This window comes from Embleya sp. NPDC005575 (genome assembly GCF_040605455.1).
Lineage (GTDB): Bacteria > Actinomycetota > Actinomycetes > Streptomycetales > Streptomycetaceae > Embleya.
Map to the genome: position 1 here is coordinate 55,436 of NZ_JBEXCV010000028.1, position 16,311 is coordinate 71,746.

General features: G+C 68.4%; 10 protein-coding genes, 1 pseudogene and 1 riboswitch. Of the genes and pseudogenes, 9 read left to right on the forward strand and 2 right to left on the reverse strand.

Annotation, left to right across the window (positions count from 1 at the left end; translation table 11 throughout):
- The first annotated feature begins 28 nt into the window (after nt 1–28).
- Together ABZS54_RS12725 and ABZS54_RS12730 are read left to right on the forward strand one after the other, a co-directional pair.
- On the forward strand, nt 29–2,818 hold the full coding sequence (locus ABZS54_RS12725; protein ID WP_355534058.1) for a CDP-glycerol glycerophosphotransferase family protein: 2,790 nt from the start codon (nt 29–31) through the stop codon (nt 2,816–2,818).
- Entirely contained in the window at nt 2,815–3,969 is a 1,155-nt protein-coding gene (locus tag ABZS54_RS12730; protein WP_355534060.1) for a glycosyltransferase, read from the forward strand. Before ABZS54_RS12725 ends, ABZS54_RS12730 begins: the two co-directional genes overlap by 4 nt.
- 31 nt (nt 3,970–4,000) lie before the next feature.
- Here ABZS54_RS12730 and ABZS54_RS12735 read toward each other — a convergent pair whose 3' ends face one another.
- On the reverse strand, nt 4,001–5,437 hold the full coding sequence (locus tag ABZS54_RS12735; protein WP_355534062.1) for a DUF6056 family protein: 1,437 nt from the start codon (nt 5,435–5,437) through the stop codon (nt 4,001–4,003).
- 369 nt (nt 5,438–5,806) lie between these two features.
- On the opposite strand from ABZS54_RS12735, the gene ABZS54_RS12740 reads away from it, so the two are divergent.
- From ABZS54_RS12740 to ABZS54_RS12770, 7 genes are all read left to right on the forward strand, one after another.
- Nucleotides 5,807–7,876: a PIG-L family deacetylase gene (locus tag ABZS54_RS12740; protein ID WP_355534064.1), complete on the forward strand. Its 2,070-nt coding sequence runs from the start codon at nt 5,807–5,809 to the stop codon at nt 7,874–7,876.
- A gap of 204 nt (nt 7,877–8,080) precedes the next feature.
- A complete protein-coding gene (locus ABZS54_RS12745) occupies nt 8,081–9,673 on the forward strand; it encodes a glycosyltransferase family 2 protein (RefSeq protein ID WP_355534066.1) in 1,593 nt (530 codons plus the stop codon).
- 146 nt (nt 9,674–9,819) lie between these two features.
- Nucleotides 9,820–11,127 (forward strand): hypothetical protein, encoded by a 1,308-nt coding sequence (locus ABZS54_RS12750; RefSeq protein WP_355534068.1) that lies wholly within the window; start codon nt 9,820–9,822, stop codon nt 11,125–11,127.
- Nucleotides 11,128–11,427: 300 nt separating this feature from the next.
- Nucleotides 11,428–12,423, forward strand: coding sequence for a glycosyltransferase family 2 protein (locus ABZS54_RS12755; protein WP_355534070.1), 996 nt, complete (start codon nt 11,428–11,430; stop codon nt 12,421–12,423).
- A complete protein-coding gene (locus ABZS54_RS12760) occupies nt 12,423–12,833 on the forward strand; it encodes a GtrA family protein (RefSeq protein WP_355534072.1) in 411 nt (136 codons plus the stop codon). The genes ABZS54_RS12755 and ABZS54_RS12760 overlap by 1 nt, the downstream gene beginning before the upstream one ends.
- A gap of 50 nt (nt 12,834–12,883) precedes the next feature.
- Nucleotides 12,884–13,852, forward strand: a complete 969-nt coding sequence (gene galE / locus ABZS54_RS12765) for a UDP-glucose 4-epimerase GalE (RefSeq protein WP_355534074.1) — start codon at nt 12,884–12,886, stop codon at nt 13,850–13,852.
- Nucleotides 13,853–14,303: 451 nt separating this feature from the next.
- Nucleotides 14,304–14,525, forward strand: a riboswitch (cyclic di-AMP (ydaO/yuaA leader).
- A 4-nt stretch (nt 14,526–14,529) separates the two neighbouring features.
- Nucleotides 14,530–15,861: a transglycosylase family protein gene (locus ABZS54_RS12770; protein WP_355534076.1), complete on the forward strand. Its 1,332-nt coding sequence runs from the start codon at nt 14,530–14,532 to the stop codon at nt 15,859–15,861.
- Between the two features lie 159 nt (nt 15,862–16,020).
- Here the strand turns inward: ABZS54_RS12770 and ABZS54_RS12775 are convergent.
- Nucleotides 16,021–16,311, reverse strand: a pseudogene (locus tag ABZS54_RS12775) (hypothetical protein); the annotation flags it as partial.

Below are 16,311 nucleotides of genomic sequence, written 5' to 3' on the forward strand. Positions count from 1 at the left end.
CCGTTCGCACAACCTGGAGGCAGCCGCAATGACATCGCCCTCCACGCCCGACGTGAGCGTGGTCGTCATCGTTTACAACGACGCAGAACGGCTGCCTCGGGCAGTGCGGTCCGTGCTCGCGCAGACGTTGAACAGCCTGGAGGTGATCATTGCCGACGACTGCTCCACCGACACGACGCCGGATGTGGCCCGGCAACTCGAGGCGGCCGACCCGCGGGTGCGCTACGTCCGGCTGGCGGAGAACAGCGGTGGCTGCAGCGCCCCCCGCAACCGGGGCATCGAGGTTTCCCGCGCGCCGTACGTGATGTTCCTGGACAGCGACGACGAACTGCCGCCGCACGCGTGCAAGAGTCTGCTGCTCACCCTGGAGAAGAGCGGCGCGGATTTTGCCACCGGCGAAGTGGAACGCTATTTCGAGGCGACCGGGAAAACGGGCCTCTGGTATCCGAACCTCTTCCTGGAGGAAGAGATCGTGGAGGGGCTGAAGGACAAGCCCGAGATGCTCTTCGATAATCTTTCGACGAACAAGATGTATCGCAAGGCATTCATCGAGCAACACAGTCTTCGCTTCCCGGTGGGCATCCATTACGAGGATCACCTGTTCTCGGCGCAGGCTTTTTCACTGGCAAAGAGCTTTGCCGTGGTGCCCTGGATCGTCTATCGCTGGTACTTGGCAGCGAACGAGAAACTCTCGATCTCCAGCAGTCGACACAAGATGCAAAACGTCATGGACCGACTGACGGCGGCCCGACTCGTGGACGAGTTCCTGACGCAGGCCGGCGTCGGGGAAGACTTGAAGACGGCCAAGGACGAGAAGTTCCTCCGCCACGATTTCAGGCTCTACCTGGGCGATCTGCCGCATCGTCCGGCCTCGTGGGTCGCCGAGTTCGCCGAGGCAACGCTGCCCTACCTCGACACGCTCAGCGAAAAGGCGTACGAGGGGCTGCCCTTCGACGAGCGGATCTGCCTGTACCTGCTGCGCCAGGGGCGCTTGGAGGAGGCCGTCGAGCAGGCTCGTACGCTCGGCCGTCCGCAGATCGCCCCCCGATATGTGACGCGTGAGAACGGCCGCACGTTCTGGGGGCGAGTCGCACCCGAGACGGACGCCGCGCGCGACAACCTGGACGTGACGGAACGGCACTACGAAAGCCAGGTGTTCGAAAGCGCCGTTCTGCGACACGAGGTCGAATCGGTCCAGGCCCAGGGAACCGTCCTGCACTTGCGCCTTCGCACCTACGATCCGGGGCTGCTTCTGGGTGACGAACCGGTGAACGCGCGGTTGAATCTGGGCACCACCGGACGTGTCATGAAGACGCGCTTCCGCCTTCTCCCGACAGGGCCCGGCGAGTTCTCCGGAGAGGTGGCCCTCGACCTGGCCCAAGTACCGCTGGGGATCAACGGTTTCGTAGGCAGGCGACACCCCACGGTTACGCTTGAGCAGGACGATCTGGTCAACACGAACATTTTGCTCGGATCGCTCGGGTTCGTCCCGCTCTCCCGGCAGATCACCTACCGTCGCATCGAGAAGCATTCCGTGCGGATCGAGAACGAACCCACCGGCGCCGGACGCTTCCAAATCAGCTGGGACCGGGTGGGTGCCTTCAAGGAAGTCAAGCGACTGGGCCCCGTTCAGCGGCGGATCAAACGCAAGGTCAAGGCGACCCGAAAGAAGCTCAACAGCCACGAGAACAAGGCGTCGCTCTACCGTGCGCTGAGCCGACTGCCGATTCGAAAAGGACTCGTGCTCTTCGAATCGGTCGAGGGCAAGGGCTACCTGGACAATCCTCGATACATCCACGAGGAGCTGGTTCGACAGGGTCGCCCGCTGGAGGTCGTGTGGTCGCACTCGGGGGACACCTCGACATTCCCCGAGGGCGTCAAGCTGGTGCGTCGTGGCAGTTGGCAGTACGTGCGAACAGTGGCGCGCGCCCAGTTCTGGGTCGACAGCCACGGCCTTCCCTCGATCTACACCAAGCGCCCCGGGAACCACTACCTTCAGACCTGGCACGGCCAGACCATGAAGACCATGGGTTACGACATCCCCTCGTTGCGCAACGGACCTGACGAAGAGCAGCACAAGCACCAGTCGATGGTGGACCGCTGGGACCTGCTGGTCTCCCCCAGCGAGGAGTTCGAACGCACCTTCGTGCCGGCCAACAAGTACACCGGCGACGTGGTGCGCACCGGCTATCCCCGCAACGACGTGCTCGTACGCTGGCAGGATCCGGAACAGGTCGAGCGGGCCCGGGCGGCCCGAGCCCGGCTCGGTGTACCGGACGGCGCCCGCGTGCTGCTGTACGCGCCGACCTTCCGTGACGGCGAGCGCAATACCGGCTCGTCCATCCGGATCGACCTGCACGAGTTGGTCGAGGGCTTGGAGGACGACTGGATCGTCGTCGTGCGTGCGCACTACTACGACCGATTCACCGTTCCGCCGGATCTGGGCCACGTGGTGCGCAACGGTTCGACCTTCCCGGACGTCAACGACCTGCTGTTGGCCTCCGACGCCCTACTCACCGACTACTCGTCGCTGATGTTCGACTACGCGAACCTGGGCCGACCGATCCTGCTCTTCGTCGACGACTACGAGAACTACAAGCACGGCGAGCGGGGCACGTACTACGACCTGGAGGAGATCGCTCCGGGCCCGATGCTCCGCGAGACCTCGGAACTGGTCGACGTGCTGCGCGGTCTCGACGACGTGGTCGAGGAGTACGCGGAGCGATACGCGCGCTTCCACAAAATGTTCTGCTCGTATGAGACAGGCCACGCCAGTCGGACCGTGGTGAACGCATTCTTCGGTGAGGAAGAGCAGTGAGGACGACCCGGGAACGCCACATCTTCTTCGTGGGCATCGACGTGGACTCCCTCGGCGGGTCGCAACGCGTCATCCACACCCTGGCGCACGGTCTCGGTGAACGTGGCCATCACGTCCGGGTGGTCGGCATCCGCACCGCACCGGAGCCCTTCACCTACCACGAAACCCCCGCCTACGAGCACACCACGCTTTATCCGAACCAGCCGGCGGCGGCCTGGCACGCCAAGTCGTTGGGCGAGCGGCTCAGTCCCGGCCGGAACCTGGCCGCGCGCAGGAACAAGGCGGTCCGCGAACAGGCCCGGGCCAAGCTCCAGGCACTCTTCGACGGGGCACCCGAGGGCTTCGTCGTCTTCGGTTCGCCCTGGGCCTCGGACTGGGTTCTGCCGATGCACTGGCCGCAGCTCAAGGGCATCGGGCAGTACCACGAGTCGTTCCTCCAGGCTCAGACCTCGGAGAACCAGGGCCTGATCCTGCAGAACTACCCGCGGCTGAGCAAGGCGCTGTTCCTGAGCCAGGGCGACGCCGACGAGTTCACCCGGCTGCGGCTGCCCAACGCGGGCGTGATGCCGAACCCGCTGTCCTTCTTCCCGGACGCGGTCGCGCCGGCGGGAACCCGGCGCGTCGCCGCGGTGGGACGGCTGGAGGGCATCAAGCGCCTGGAGCGGCTGGTGTGGGCCTTCGCCAAGGCCACCAAGGACGCGCACCAGGACTGGGAACTGCATCTGATGGGCGATGGACCGCAGGAGGACTTCCTGCGGGAAACCGCCGTCGAGTCGGGAATCGCCGATCGGGTGATCTTCCGCGGCCGCATCACGGACATGAGCCGGGCGCTGCAGGAGGTGGACATCGTCGCCCTCACCAGCGAGAAGGAGGGGCGCCCGATGGCGCTGGCCGAGGCCGCCGCCTGCGGGGTGCCGGTGGTCAGCTTCGACCTCTCGGCCGGTGTCCGCGAACTCGTCAACGACGGCGTGACCGGGGTGCTCGTACCGCGCGGGGACATGCCCGCGCTGGCCGGGGCACTCGAGCGGCTGATCGCGGATCCGGAACTGCGCTGCACCTACGGCAAGGCCGCACGCGAGCACGTGCGGCCCTATGCCCTGGACGCGGTCCTGGATCGCTGGGAAGACCTCTTCGACGAGATCGACCGCTGACGCATCGACGCTCGCTCGTGCGGCCCCGGAGTCACTTCCGGGGCCGCACGACCTCGTCCACCTGGTAGTAGCGGGCCACGCATCCCGCCGCCCAGTCCTTGCCCCGAGGCACCATGAAGGCCTCGGCCAGGCCGCCGATCCGATGCGGATCGTAGGTCACCACCGTCGCCCCGCCCCGCACCTGGGCACGCGTGCGCGCGTCCTCGGCGTCCCACTGCTGGGCCCGGGTGACCGTGGACGTGGTCAGGTCCCGCATGATCTGGGTCCACTCGACCAGGGACACGGCGCTGAAGACCCCAGCCGCCACGGCGATCACGGCCAGGCCGACGCGGCCGGCGTTGCCCCGTCGGGCCGCCAACGCGCGCAGCGCCACCCCCAGGCACACCCCCCACAGGCCGAGTACGACCACGGTCGGGCCGAGGAAGTTGAGCCACGTCCGGCTGTAGGACCAGCCGCCGGGGCCGTAGCCCAGGCGCAGCGACAGGGTGACGCCGAAGGTGATCACCAGGAACATCGGCGCGGGCAGCACCAGAACCGCGGCCTTGAGCCACGTCGGCCCCGGGAACAGGGGCCCGTCCGCGGCCAGTCGCCGGGTCACCAGTCCCAGCAGGACGCCGACCGCGACCACCGCGAGATACGTCCACGTCGAGGTGATCGCGTCCAGGACCTTGAGCCATTCGTGATACCCGGACTTGAGCACCTTCGGGTCCAGTGCCGACTCGTGCGTGCCGGTCGCGGCTCGGCGCAGTTTGGCCCCGGGCGAGGTGTAGAGCAGGCCCAGCCCGACCACGAGACCTACCAGTGCGGAAACGTTCCACAGCAGTGCGAAGCGCTCCTTGCGGCGGATCGCCGCGGGCAGCGCCAGCAGGCCGGCCACCCCACACATCGCCAGCGAGACGACGGTGAACGGCTCACTGAGCATGCCGATGAACAGGCCGACGACGCCGATCCCGATCAGGGCCACCTGGCGGCGCCGGGGTGTCGTGGCGGTCAGGCACCAGAACAGGCTCCAGACGCCGATGACGAACGGCAGGGTGTGTGAGATCGTGGCCGGCGCCCACAGCAGGGCCTGGTACGGGATCGGCATGGACAGGAAGACCGCGCACGTCGAGATCAGCGAGAGCAGCAGGTACACCGACGCGGGTGCTTCCCAGCCGAGCCGCGCCCACAGGGTGCGGTAGAGCAGGAACAGACCCAGGGCCAGGAACACGAGCAGGAGCAGCGGCAGCACCTTGACGCCGGCCAGACCGTCGCCGTAGACCAGGCCGGAGACGAAGGCGTTGGAGACACGGCCGTTCTGGGTGTTCCAGAAGTCGTCCATGAGGCCCCATGTGCCCATGTCCCGGGCCTTCCACAGGACGCACCAGTCATCCGAACTCGGGCGCACGAACACGCCCAGGAACGCGCCGACCGACAGCAGGATCCCGGCGACCGCCGCCCCCGTCAGAGCCCCGGCCCGAATCAACAAGCCGGTTGGGACGTGGGTTCCCGACGGGGATAGACCGAGACGGCGCACCAGCGACCCTTCCGAGGCGAACTACGATGATCGTGAGCGGGCCCAGGATACGGGCGGCCCGGGGCCCGGCCGATTCGGCGAGGGCCCGTTCCGGCGCCTGAGGCGGCGGGTCGAGTCTCGGCTCGTGCCAGACTAGCCATCGCCCCCAGGCGCGGGGTCTTCGGACCCTGTGGAACCGCGCACGCAGATTTCGAATCTGGTCATATAACCATGCCTTGATCTCCCTACCTGCCTCCGCACGCCGATTCGCCTGCGGTCTCTACCTCCACTGGAAGGCGCCGGTACGTGTTTCTCCCACGTCGTCTGAGCCGCGGATGGACGTTGGTCCCGATAGCCCTGGCCGTCCTGATCGGCGTCGTGCTCCTGACTCGTTCACCGGGATCGTCGACCCCCTCGAAGGAAGCCGCGGCCAAGCCCTTCCCCGAGGTCTACTCGCCGGACTTCCCTGGCGCGTACGTGCAGGTGGTTGCCCATCCCGATGACGACTTGTACTTCATCAACCCGGAGATCGAGAAGTCGATCGACCATGGCAGCGCGTCCACGACCATCTATCTGACCGCCGGCGAAGCCGACGGCTGGCGGGCGCCGTCGGGTTCGAAGCAGAAGTCGTTGGACCGGCAGCAGTACGCGACGGCCCGTCAGAACGGCCTGCGCCAGGCGTACGCGGAGATGGCGGCGGGCGATCGCAACGCCAAGTGGGAGCGCTCGACCCTGAAGACCCGGGCCGGCCTCGCCGAGGTGGACACGCTCGCGAGCAAGCCGCGCGTGCGCCTGGTGTTCCTGAACATGCTCGACGGCGGCGGACACGTCGCGAAGGAAAAGCAGGTGGGTCTGCGGCAGTTGTGGGAGGGCGCGATCCCGAGCATGCCCACGCTGATTCCGGCCGGCGGCCCGGTCAAGAAGACGTACGACTACACCAAGGACGCCTTGGTCGGCACCCTCACCGACCTGTACGCCCAGTTCGCGCCGACCAGTGTCCGCACCCTGGACCCGGATCCGGAGACCCACGTCTACTCGTCCGAGCCGGGCAAGGGCTATGTGGACCACCAGGACCACACCGCAGCGGCACTGTTCGCCCAGGCGTCCCTGGCCGACTATCAGGGTCCGGGCAACACACGACGCGTCGTGGTCACCAGCTTCCGCGGCTACGCCAACGCCTTCTGGCCGAGCAACCTCGCCGCCGGCGAGTTCCAGCGCAAGAAGTCGATTCTGGACATCTACGGCGGCGGCGACCCCAGCCGTTGTTCGCTCGAATTCGGGTGCGGGGACCGGAACGTGGGCACGACCGCGGAGAAGTCGCTGTGGCCGCAGACCACGTACGCGCGCTACCCGGTCACGCCGACCTGGTCGAGCACCCTGCCCGACGGACGACTGACCGCCTTCGCGGTGCTGGACGGGCAGGTCAGCCAGTGGACCGAGACGAAGCCGGGCAGCGGCGCGTGGGGTAGCCCGAGCTTCGTCGGAGGCGGCTGGCTGGCCCCCACCCTGAGCGTGGCCAAGGCGCCCGACGGCAGGCTGCGGCTGGTGGGTCTGCGCACGACCTTCGGCCCGACCCCGCAGGCCCAGAAGCGCGAGATCGTGACCGCGGCGCAGACCACGCCCGGGGGGAAGTTCGGCCCGTGGTCGGTGCTCGGCAACCCGGACGCGGCCGACCCGCAGCTCGCCCGCACCGTCGGGGTGCCCGCGGTGGCGTTGAACCAGGACGGCCGCCTGTCGGTGTTCGTCCGCAACGGCGCCCGCGGGCTCAGCGGCAGCACCGAGCAGGCCGACGGGACCTGGACCGCGTGGGCAAACCTGGGCGGCAGCGACCTGCAGGACGGCCTGGCCACCGTGACCACTCGGGCCGGCCGAATCGAGGTCTTCGCGTCGACCAAAACCGGCATGGCGCACTGGGCCCAGGCCAAGCCCAACGCGGCGCTCGCGGCCGACCCGACGTTCCGGGCCCCGGTGGTCTCCTCCGCGCCGACCGCGGTGGTCGAGGCCGACGGCCGGATCGGCGTCTACGTCCGCAGGTCGCCCGACAGTGCGGTGATCGCACTGCGCCAGACCGCGCCCGAGGGCGGGTGGGCGCCCGAGCCGCGCGACCTCGGCGTTCCGGGCGGCACCGGGACCGTCGCGGTGACACCGCGCGCCGACGGACGGGTGGCCCTGGCCGTACGCAACAACGGCGGTGGGGTGAGCAGCACGGTGGCCGCTCCGGACCGGGATCCGCTGCCGCTGCGCTGGAACGACGACGGTCGCTACGTTCCGTACACTCCGTTGGCCACGACGGACTCGACCGGTCGCGCCGTACTGCTGGCCCTGGGCCAGGACGGCCGCTTGCTGGTCACCAGGCAGCAGGACCCCGCCCCCGCCGCCGCGTTCGGCACCTGGGTGCCGATCGGCAACTAGGACCGTGGCCGGTGCCGTGACCGCGGGGAAACCCGCCGATCACGGCACCGGCGGCCCGGCGAATCGCACACGTCGGATCGCCGATCGGGGGATCTCTTTACCGCGAGCGCGATCGGGGTACCCGAAGCGGATGCGCCAGACCATAGGCTGATTGCCGCCGCACCGGCCGGCGCCGCCGCCGCCGCAACAAGAATGGGTGAAAAGATGACTCGCACTGACGGGGTGAGCGTCGTCGTCATCACGTACAACGACGCGACTCACCTGCCGGCCGCCATCGAGTCAGCTCTGGCCCAGGGTGAAGTGGTCTCGGAGATCGTGGTGGTGGACGACGCCTCGACGGACGAAACCGCTCAGGTCCTGTCCCGCTGGCCGCGCGACCGGGTCCGGGTCGTGCGGCGCACCACCAACAGCGGTGGTTGCGGCGAGCCGCGCAACGACGGCACCGCCTTCGCGCAGTCCGGCTGGATCTGCTACCTCGACAGCGACGACGTACTCCCGCCCGGCGCGGTCGAGGCGCTGTATCGGGCCGCGGTCGACAACGACGTGGACTTCGTCGCCGGGCGGTGCGTGCGCCGGGAGTTGCCCGAGGAACGCGACGTGGCGTGGCATCCGCACCTGTTCGCGACGCCGGGCGTGTACTCGATCGCCGAACGTCCGGAAACGCTCTGGGACACCCTCGCGGTGAACAAGCTCTACCGGCGTTCGTTCCTGACCGAGAATCGCATCCAGTTCACCGACGGTGCGGCCCACTACGAGGACTTCCCGTTCACCGCGAAGGTGTACGCGGCAGCCGGCCGCTTCGCGGTGATCGACGCCCCCGTCTACACCTGGAACGTACGACGCCGCACGTCCAAGCCGTCCATCTCGTTGCGTCGCGACCGCATCCGCAACTGGCAGGACCGGGTCCGGGCGCATGCCGAGGTCGTCGAGATCATGCGCGGGACCGGTGACGAGCACCTGGTGGACGCGGCCGAACGCAAGTTCCTGGAGCACGATCTCGCGCTCTACCTCCGCGACCTGCACCGGCAGGAGGAGGAGTACCGAAACGAGTGGTGGGAGATCGCCGGGCGCCATCTGGCAACCTTCGGCGTGCGGGCCTTCGTGGACGCGACACCGTCCGCACGCTGGGCCGCTGACGTGGTGCGCACCCGAGAGCGCCCGACCGCCACCGCCCGGCTCGCCGAGCTGGCCGCGGATCCGCCTCGGCTGGTGCCGCCGTACTTCGGCGGCCCCGAGACCCCGACCTGGGACGACGAGCGTCCGGCCGTCCCGCTCAGCGGTTTCCGGTCGGTGCCCACCGCCGGGCTGCCGATCGACGTCGAGGCATCGGTGTCGGTCACCGGTGCCCGGCTCGCGCTGGATCTGCAGATCGCCGATCTGTACGGCCGAATCAGTGCGTCCGGGATCGCGCACGTGGAGATCGAGCTGCGTGATCGGCTCGGTACCACCAGTCGTTCCCGACCCGCGACCGTCGCCGCGGTCGCCCAGGACGGCTTCCTGCACGGGCGCGCGGTCCTGGACGGCGGCGCGCTGCGCGGTCTCGGCGCGTTCTCGACGTGGGACATCTGGGCGCACGTGAGCTTCCGGGACGGATCGGCGACGTACGTCCGAGTTCGTGCCGCCGGCGGTTCGGGCCTGGCCCGGCACATGGTCCCGGACCTGCGTCGGGCCCTGCTGCTGGTGCAGCCCTACCGCACGGCCAATCACTCGCTCGGAGTACGTGTCGCGGACGGCCCGCGCGGTGCGGCGGCCGTCGCGACCGCCCGGTTCCGCAGGCGGTCCGGCTCCCGAAACTGACCGATCGACCGTTCCCGCGAGTCGCCGTGCCGATGATCGGACCCCGGCATTCCCGGGAGCCGGTCGGCACTCGATAATCCTTGGCGGGCGTGCGCGCGGCCTGCCGCACAAGCTGTTCGCCGTTTCTGACAAGGGGTTGGATTTTCGTGACCACACGGTGGTCGGACACCATCCGCGCGACGACTGGCCGCAATACCAAGCCGGGCTCGTCCCTGCTGGTCGGCGTGCTCGTGGTGACGCTGTTGTTCGGGCTTTTCCAGCTCTTCGCGGCTCCCGGTACCGACGCGGACGACGACACGCTGCACTACGGCCGGATGACCTTGAAGGTCCTCGGAAAGAGCACGGCCGAGGCCGAGGCCGAATCGATCAAGATGGTGTGCGCGCGTCGGGCCACGGCATGGAGCCGGGAATCCTCGGTGAACCCCGTCGGCGTGCATCAGTCGGTCGATCGTGGTCGCTTCATCAAGGAATGCACCGCCCAGGTCAAGAAGTTCCCGCTGGGCGGCGACGAGCGCTTCCTGTCGATCTTCGACACCCGCCCCGGCTACCCCTACCTCGCCGCCCCGTTCGTTGCGGTGCTCGGCCTGGCCTGGGGCATGTGGATGACGTCCCTGCTGTGTGTGCTGGCCGCGGCGGCGCTGGTCGCGCTGTCCCTGCGCACCCTGGGCCTGAGCGTGCGCACCGCGTTGGTCGGTCAGATCCTCTTCCTGCTGCTGCCCAGCGGGCCGTGGGGTGTGCACCTGATGACCGAGGGCGCGATGTTGATGACGACCATGATGGTCGTCTACGGTGCCGTCCTGTTGCAGCGCGGACGTATCGTCCCGGGCGCGGTGTGGAACGTCGCCGGATTCGCCCTCGGCTTCGCGGTGAAGTCGTCGCAGGTGACCTTGCTGGCGGCCGGGATCTGTGGCGCCGCACTGGCCTGCCTGGTGTTCATGCGCCGCGAACGCACCCGGGGGAATCTCGTTCTGGCGGGTATTTCCGGGGTGGCCACGATCCTGGCGGTGATTCTGCCGAAGCTGTGGGGCTGGGCGGGCGTCGACGAGGCGCTCCAGGACAATCTCTCGGTTCACTACAGTCGTCCCGAAGTCGCCGACCCGTGGTATTGGTTCATGCGCATCAATGCCAATTATTGGCAATGGCTCGGGCGCGGTGAATTCCAGAATCCCTGGCTGCTGGTGGTACTCGCGGCGTGTGTCTGGGTCCTGGCCCGATACTCCGTGAGCCTGGCCCTGCTGGTCGGCGCGGTGGCCGCGACGGCTGTGCTGACCATGGCGATCCACCCGACGACCGGCCCGGACGTCATGCGCTTCTCGGTGCCGCTGTGGATCTTCGTCGCCTTCGCCGGTGCGGTATTCAGCGAACGCCTGCGCGTGCTGCCCGTTCGCGGGGCCGACCCGCAAGCGCCGACGACCGAGGAAACCAGGCAGGAAGCACCGGTTCGAACGCACTGACGACGGTGCGCAGCCGGAGCCGGTCGGAACCGGCTCCGGTACAGCCGGCGTCCTCCCCAGCGAACCCCCAGGGGTCCCCTCCGACGCCCGCGCGGCCGCTCTTGGGGCCGTGGATCCGGGTCGGCACAGTGATTCGGGGCAGGCTTTTCATGCAAGAATGATCGGCGCTCGGGCAGCTGCCGACCATCCTCGACCAGGTCTGTGGAACCTCTTCGGCGACGCGGGTCGGACAGGCCGCCTGCCAACGCGGCCGTGGCCTTCGGCCTGGCCCTGTCTTCAGACGAGAAACCGGTGAAGTCGATGCTCTTGTCTCTCGTGGTGCCGTGCTTCAACGAGGAAGCCGTCCTGTCCACCTTCCACGAGACGATCCGCGCGGAGCTCAAGGACATCGGGGCCGACGTCGAGATCTGCTACGTCGACGACGGCAGCTCCGACGGAACGCTGCGGATCCTGCGCGAGCTGGCGGCCAAGGACCCGGCCGCCAAGTACACCTCCTTCAGCCGCAACTTCGGCAAGGAGGCCGCCATGCTAGCGGGACTGGAGCAGGCCACCGGCGACGCCGTGGTCATCATGGACGCGGACCTCCAGCACCCGCCGGAGTTGATCCCGCGCATGCTGGATCTCCACCTCAAGGGCCACGACCAGGTGATCGCTCGGCGTAGTCGTGAGGGCGACAAGCGGTTCCGCAGTTTTATCAGCAGCTCGTATTACAAGCTCGTCAACAAGTGGGTCGACGTCGAACTGGTCGACGGCGTCGGCGACTTCCGGCTGCTGTCGCGCCAGGCACTGAATGCGCTGCTGTCGATGCGCGAATACAACCGGTTCTCCAAGGGCCTGTATTCGTGGATCGGGTACGACTCCGTCATGTTCGAGTACAAGAACGTCACTCGTGAACTCGGACAGACCAAGTGGAGTTTCGGCAAGCTGCTCAACTACGGCCTGGATGGTCTGATCTCGTTCAACAACCGGCCTTTGCGGGTGGCCATTTATTTCGGCCTCATGTTGTCCGCCCTTTCGCTCGCGTACACCATGATTTTGATCGGCATCGCGATCTTCCAGGGCATCCAGACCCCCGGTTACATCACCATCATCGCGGCGGTGACCGGCCTGGGCGGGCTCCAGATGACGATGCTCGGTCTGATCGGCGAGTACATCGGACGTATCTACTACGAGACCAAGAACCGCCCGCACTACCTCGTCCGGGAGAGCACGGAGACTCGCGTGCCCGCGCCGCACATGGCCACCGCCATTCGGGAGACCTCGGCGAACGCCACGCCCCGGGGGGTCGGCCGCTGATGCTGCGTCAGGCCATTCGCTTCGCGCTCGTGGGTGTGGTGAACACCGGCACCTACTACCTGCTCTATCTCGGGTTGCGTCATGTGGTGCCCTATCTGGTGGCCCACATCACCGCGTTCATCCTGAGCATGATCGGCTCGTTCTTCATGAACACGTACTTCACCTACAAGGTGAAGCCCACGTGGAAGAAGTTCCTGTTGTTCCCGCTGACCAATGTGACGAACTTCGTGATCACCACGGTCGGCGTGTACGCGCTGGTGTCGTGGGTGTCGATGGACGAGCGGATCGCGCCGCTCGTCGCCGCCGCCGCTGCGATCCCGGTGACGTTCGTGGTCTCGCGCAAGGTGATGATCCCCGGCACCGAATCGCAATCCCGCGTCTCCGAATCCAATTCGACCCCGGTGTCCTGAATCGGCCCGGCCTCGGCCCGGGCGACCGGCTCGGCGGATACGCTGAATCCATGAAGTGGCTTGTCACCGGCGGTGCCGGATACATCGGGACGCATGTCGTGCGAGCGCTGCTCGCGGTCGGCGAGGACGTGGTCGTGGTCGACGACCTGTCCTCGGGCTCGCGCGAGCGGGTTCCCGAGGGGGTGCCGCTGGTGGTCGGCTCGGTGCTGGATCGGGGGCTGCTGGACGAGGTCTTCCGGGCGCACGCCGTGCACGGCGTGGTGCACATCGCGGGCCGCAAGCAGGTGCCCGAATCGGTCGCGCGCCCCCTCTTCTATTACGAGGAGAACGTCGAGGGTCTGCGCACCCTGCTGGCGGCCATGGTCGCGGCCGACGTCACCCGCATCGTGTTCTCCTCCAGCGCCGCCGTGTACGGCATGCCCGACGTCGACCTCGTCGACGAGGACACCCCGTGCCTGCCGATCAACCCGTACGGCGAGAGCAAGCTCGTCGGCGAGTGGATGATCAAGGCCACGGCGCGCGCACACGGGATCTCGTACGCCTCGTTGCGCTACTTCAACGTCGCGGGCGCGGGCGCGCCGGAGCTCGCGGACAAGGGCGTGTTCAACCTCGTGCCGATGGTGCTGGAGAAGTTGACGGCGCATCAGGCGCCGGTGATCTTCGGGGACGACTACGACACGCCGGACGGCACGTGCGTGCGCGACTTCATCCATGTGGTGGATCTGGCCGAGGCGCACGTGGCCGCCACCCGTCGGCTCGCGACCGACCCGGACGCGCATCTGGTGCTGAACGTGGGTCGCGGCGAGGGCACATCGGTGCGCGAGATGGTGGAACTCATCGCCGAGGTCACCGGTTTGCGCGACCTCGCACCGGAGCGCCACCCGCGGCGCGCGGGCGACCCGGCCCGGGTGGTCGCGAGCGCCGACCTGATCACCACCGAGTTGGGCTGGAAGGCCCGACTCGGCACGCCGGACATGGTGCGGAGCGCCTGGGCCGGTTGGCAGACGCCGCGCGGCTGAGACGGCGGAGCGTGGTGCGCCGCGCCGGTGGGTCGTCGGCCCTCGGCGCGGCGGGCCGTGGTCGCTCAGAACGAGGTCGACGAGCCTGAAGTCGCCTGCAATGTATCGATATGCGGCAAATTGCCTGTGGGGTGAATCACGTCGGCCGCGAGTGCGGGCGACCGTCCGGATGGGCATGGGCGCCCTCGCGCGACGCTACGCGCGATGTCGATGTGACGAGCGGGGCGTAGGTGATCGTTTCCGGACGATCCGGATACACGGCAACCGGGAGCCCCTGTCACGCATTTCCGACGGATTCACCACGGAACGCCAACTACGGTCCTTTCCGTAAGGGATCATCTACATTGCGCTCATCCGCAAATCGGATATTCGACGTCTATCCGGCACGGACTTGTGATCTTCGTCTGGGCCTGCTTAGCGTTCGATCCGTCCGTATCCCACACGGACCCCGATCGCCGGTACGCCGAATCCTGTCGCCGGCCGTTCGGGAGGCTGACGAGCACCACACGACAGGAGCGGGGGAACCACAGGTGAACCGCCGTGAACGGCCCCGATCGAGACGATCGGGCGCCGCGAACGGCTTGGGGTGAAGCCACGTCCTTCGGGATGTGGCCGGGCTATCGATCTCCGGCCCGAATCCGACAGCTCACCTCGTAGGCGTGGGAGAGGATCCAGCCATGCTGTCCGGAACCGGGCGTCATCGCCGTCGCAGCACCAGTAGGACCACGCGTCTGATCGCCGCGGCGGGTGTCGCCGGAGTCGGCGTCGCCATGCCGATCATCGGCGCGGGCACGGCCCAGGCCGCCTCCGTGAGCACCTGGGACAAGGTCGCCATGTGCGAGAGCACGGGCAACTGGCAGATCAACACCGGCAATGGCTTCTACGGCGGCCTGCAGTTCACCCAGAGCACCTGGAACGAGTTCGGCGGCACGCAGTACGCCGCGCGGGCCGACCTGGCGACCAAGGGCCAGCAGATCACGATCGCCGAGAAGGTGCTCAAGAGCCAGGGCCCCGGTGCCTGGCCGGTGTGCTCGATCAAGGCGGGCCTGACCCGAGGCGGCGCGGCCGCCGACGTCGACACCGGCTCCTCGGCCGGCAAGACCGCGCCGAAGACGGCGCCCAAGACCGAGACTCCCAAGGCCGCGACCCCGAAGAAGACGGTCGCCACGCCCAAGATCGAGGTCAAGTCCGAGGCTCCCAAGTCCGAGGCTCCCAAGGCCGAGACGCCGAAGACCGAGCCGGTCGCCAAGGCGGACTCCGCCGCCACGTCGTCCTACGTAGTGGTCGCCGGCGACACGCTCTCCAAGATCGCCGGCGCCGCGCACGTGCCCGGCGGTTGGCCGAAGCTGTACGAGGCCAACAAGAGCGTCGTCGGCGAGAACCCCGACCTGATCTTCCCGGGCCAAAAGCTCGCGGTCGACGGCAAGGTCGCGCCGACCACCGCCAAGACCGAGGCCGCGCCCAAGGTCGAGGTGCAGAAGCCGGAGACCCCCAAGGCCGCGCCGAAGACGGAGACCAAGCCGGCCGCGCCCAAGACCTCGGTCAAGACCGAGGCCGCCAAGTCCGATTCCAAGCCCGCCGCGAGCACCGAGAAGGCGTCCGGCTCGTACGTCGCCCCGGTCTCCGGCGCCACGCTCACCGCGAGCTTCGGCTCCGGCGGCTCGCGTTGGTCCAGCGGCAGCCACACCGGCCAGGACTTCGCGGTCTCCACCGGCACCACGGTGCGCGCGGTCACCTCGGGCACCGTCGTGTCGGCCGGCTGGGGCGGCGCGTACGGCAACGAGGTCGTCATCCGGCACGCGGACGGCAAGTACACCCAGTACGCGCACCTTTCCTCGATCTCGGTCAAGGCCGGGATGAAGGTGCAGACCGGCCAGAAGATCGCGCTCTCCGGCGCGACCGGCAACGTGACCGGCCCGCACCTGCACTTCGAGGTCCGCACCACGCCGAACTACGGTTCTGCGGTCAACCCGATGACGTGGCTGCGCAGCCACGGCGTGAGCGTCTGATCCACCGCACTCCCGCGCCGTCCGGCGGGCGTTCCCTTCGGGGAGCGCCCGCCGTTCGCATGTCCGGGCGTTCCTCGCAGCCGGCCGAATCGTGTCGTCACGGCGGCCATGTGGTGCGCCGAGCGCCGGCGGGACGGCGGCGCGGTGCGCACCACGCGGTCAGGACGGCCATGCGGTGCGCAGCGTGCCGTCCGGCCCGAGCCACAGGGCGACCGGCCGCCCGGCGCCGTCCATCGCACCGGTGGGGCCGACCGCGACCGGGTACTCGTCCAGCACGATCGGCGGGCCGGCCGGGCCGACCACGACCGGGCGGCCCTCGGCGTCCCGGGTGCAGACGGCCGTCGTGTCGTCCGGCCGGGGCAGCGGGTACAGCGCCTCGTGGCCCGCCCCCGCGCTGCGCGCGCCCCCCGGCGCCCAGGCACCGGGCCCGACTTCGACCGCAGTCGCGAT

Excerpts from the sequence above, each read along its gene's own strand:
- ABZS54_RS12770 (WP_355534076.1), top strand. The coding sequence starts at position 14,530 with ATGCTGTCCGGAACCGGGCGTCATCGCCGTCGCAGCACCAGTAGGACC.
- ABZS54_RS12760 (WP_355534072.1), top strand. The coding sequence starts at position 12,423 with ATGCTGCGTCAGGCCATTCGCTTCGCGCTCGTGGGTGTGGTGAACACC.
- ABZS54_RS12725 (WP_355534058.1), top strand. The coding sequence starts at position 29 with ATGACATCGCCCTCCACGCCCGACGTGAGCGTGGTCGTCATCGTTTAC.
- ABZS54_RS12745 (WP_355534066.1), top strand. The coding sequence starts at position 8,081 with ATGACTCGCACTGACGGGGTGAGCGTCGTCGTCATCACGTACAACGAC.
- galE (WP_355534074.1), top strand. The coding sequence starts at position 12,884 with ATGAAGTGGCTTGTCACCGGCGGTGCCGGATACATCGGGACGCATGTC.
- ABZS54_RS12755 (WP_355534070.1), top strand. The coding sequence starts at position 11,428 with ATGCTCTTGTCTCTCGTGGTGCCGTGCTTCAACGAGGAAGCCGTCCTG.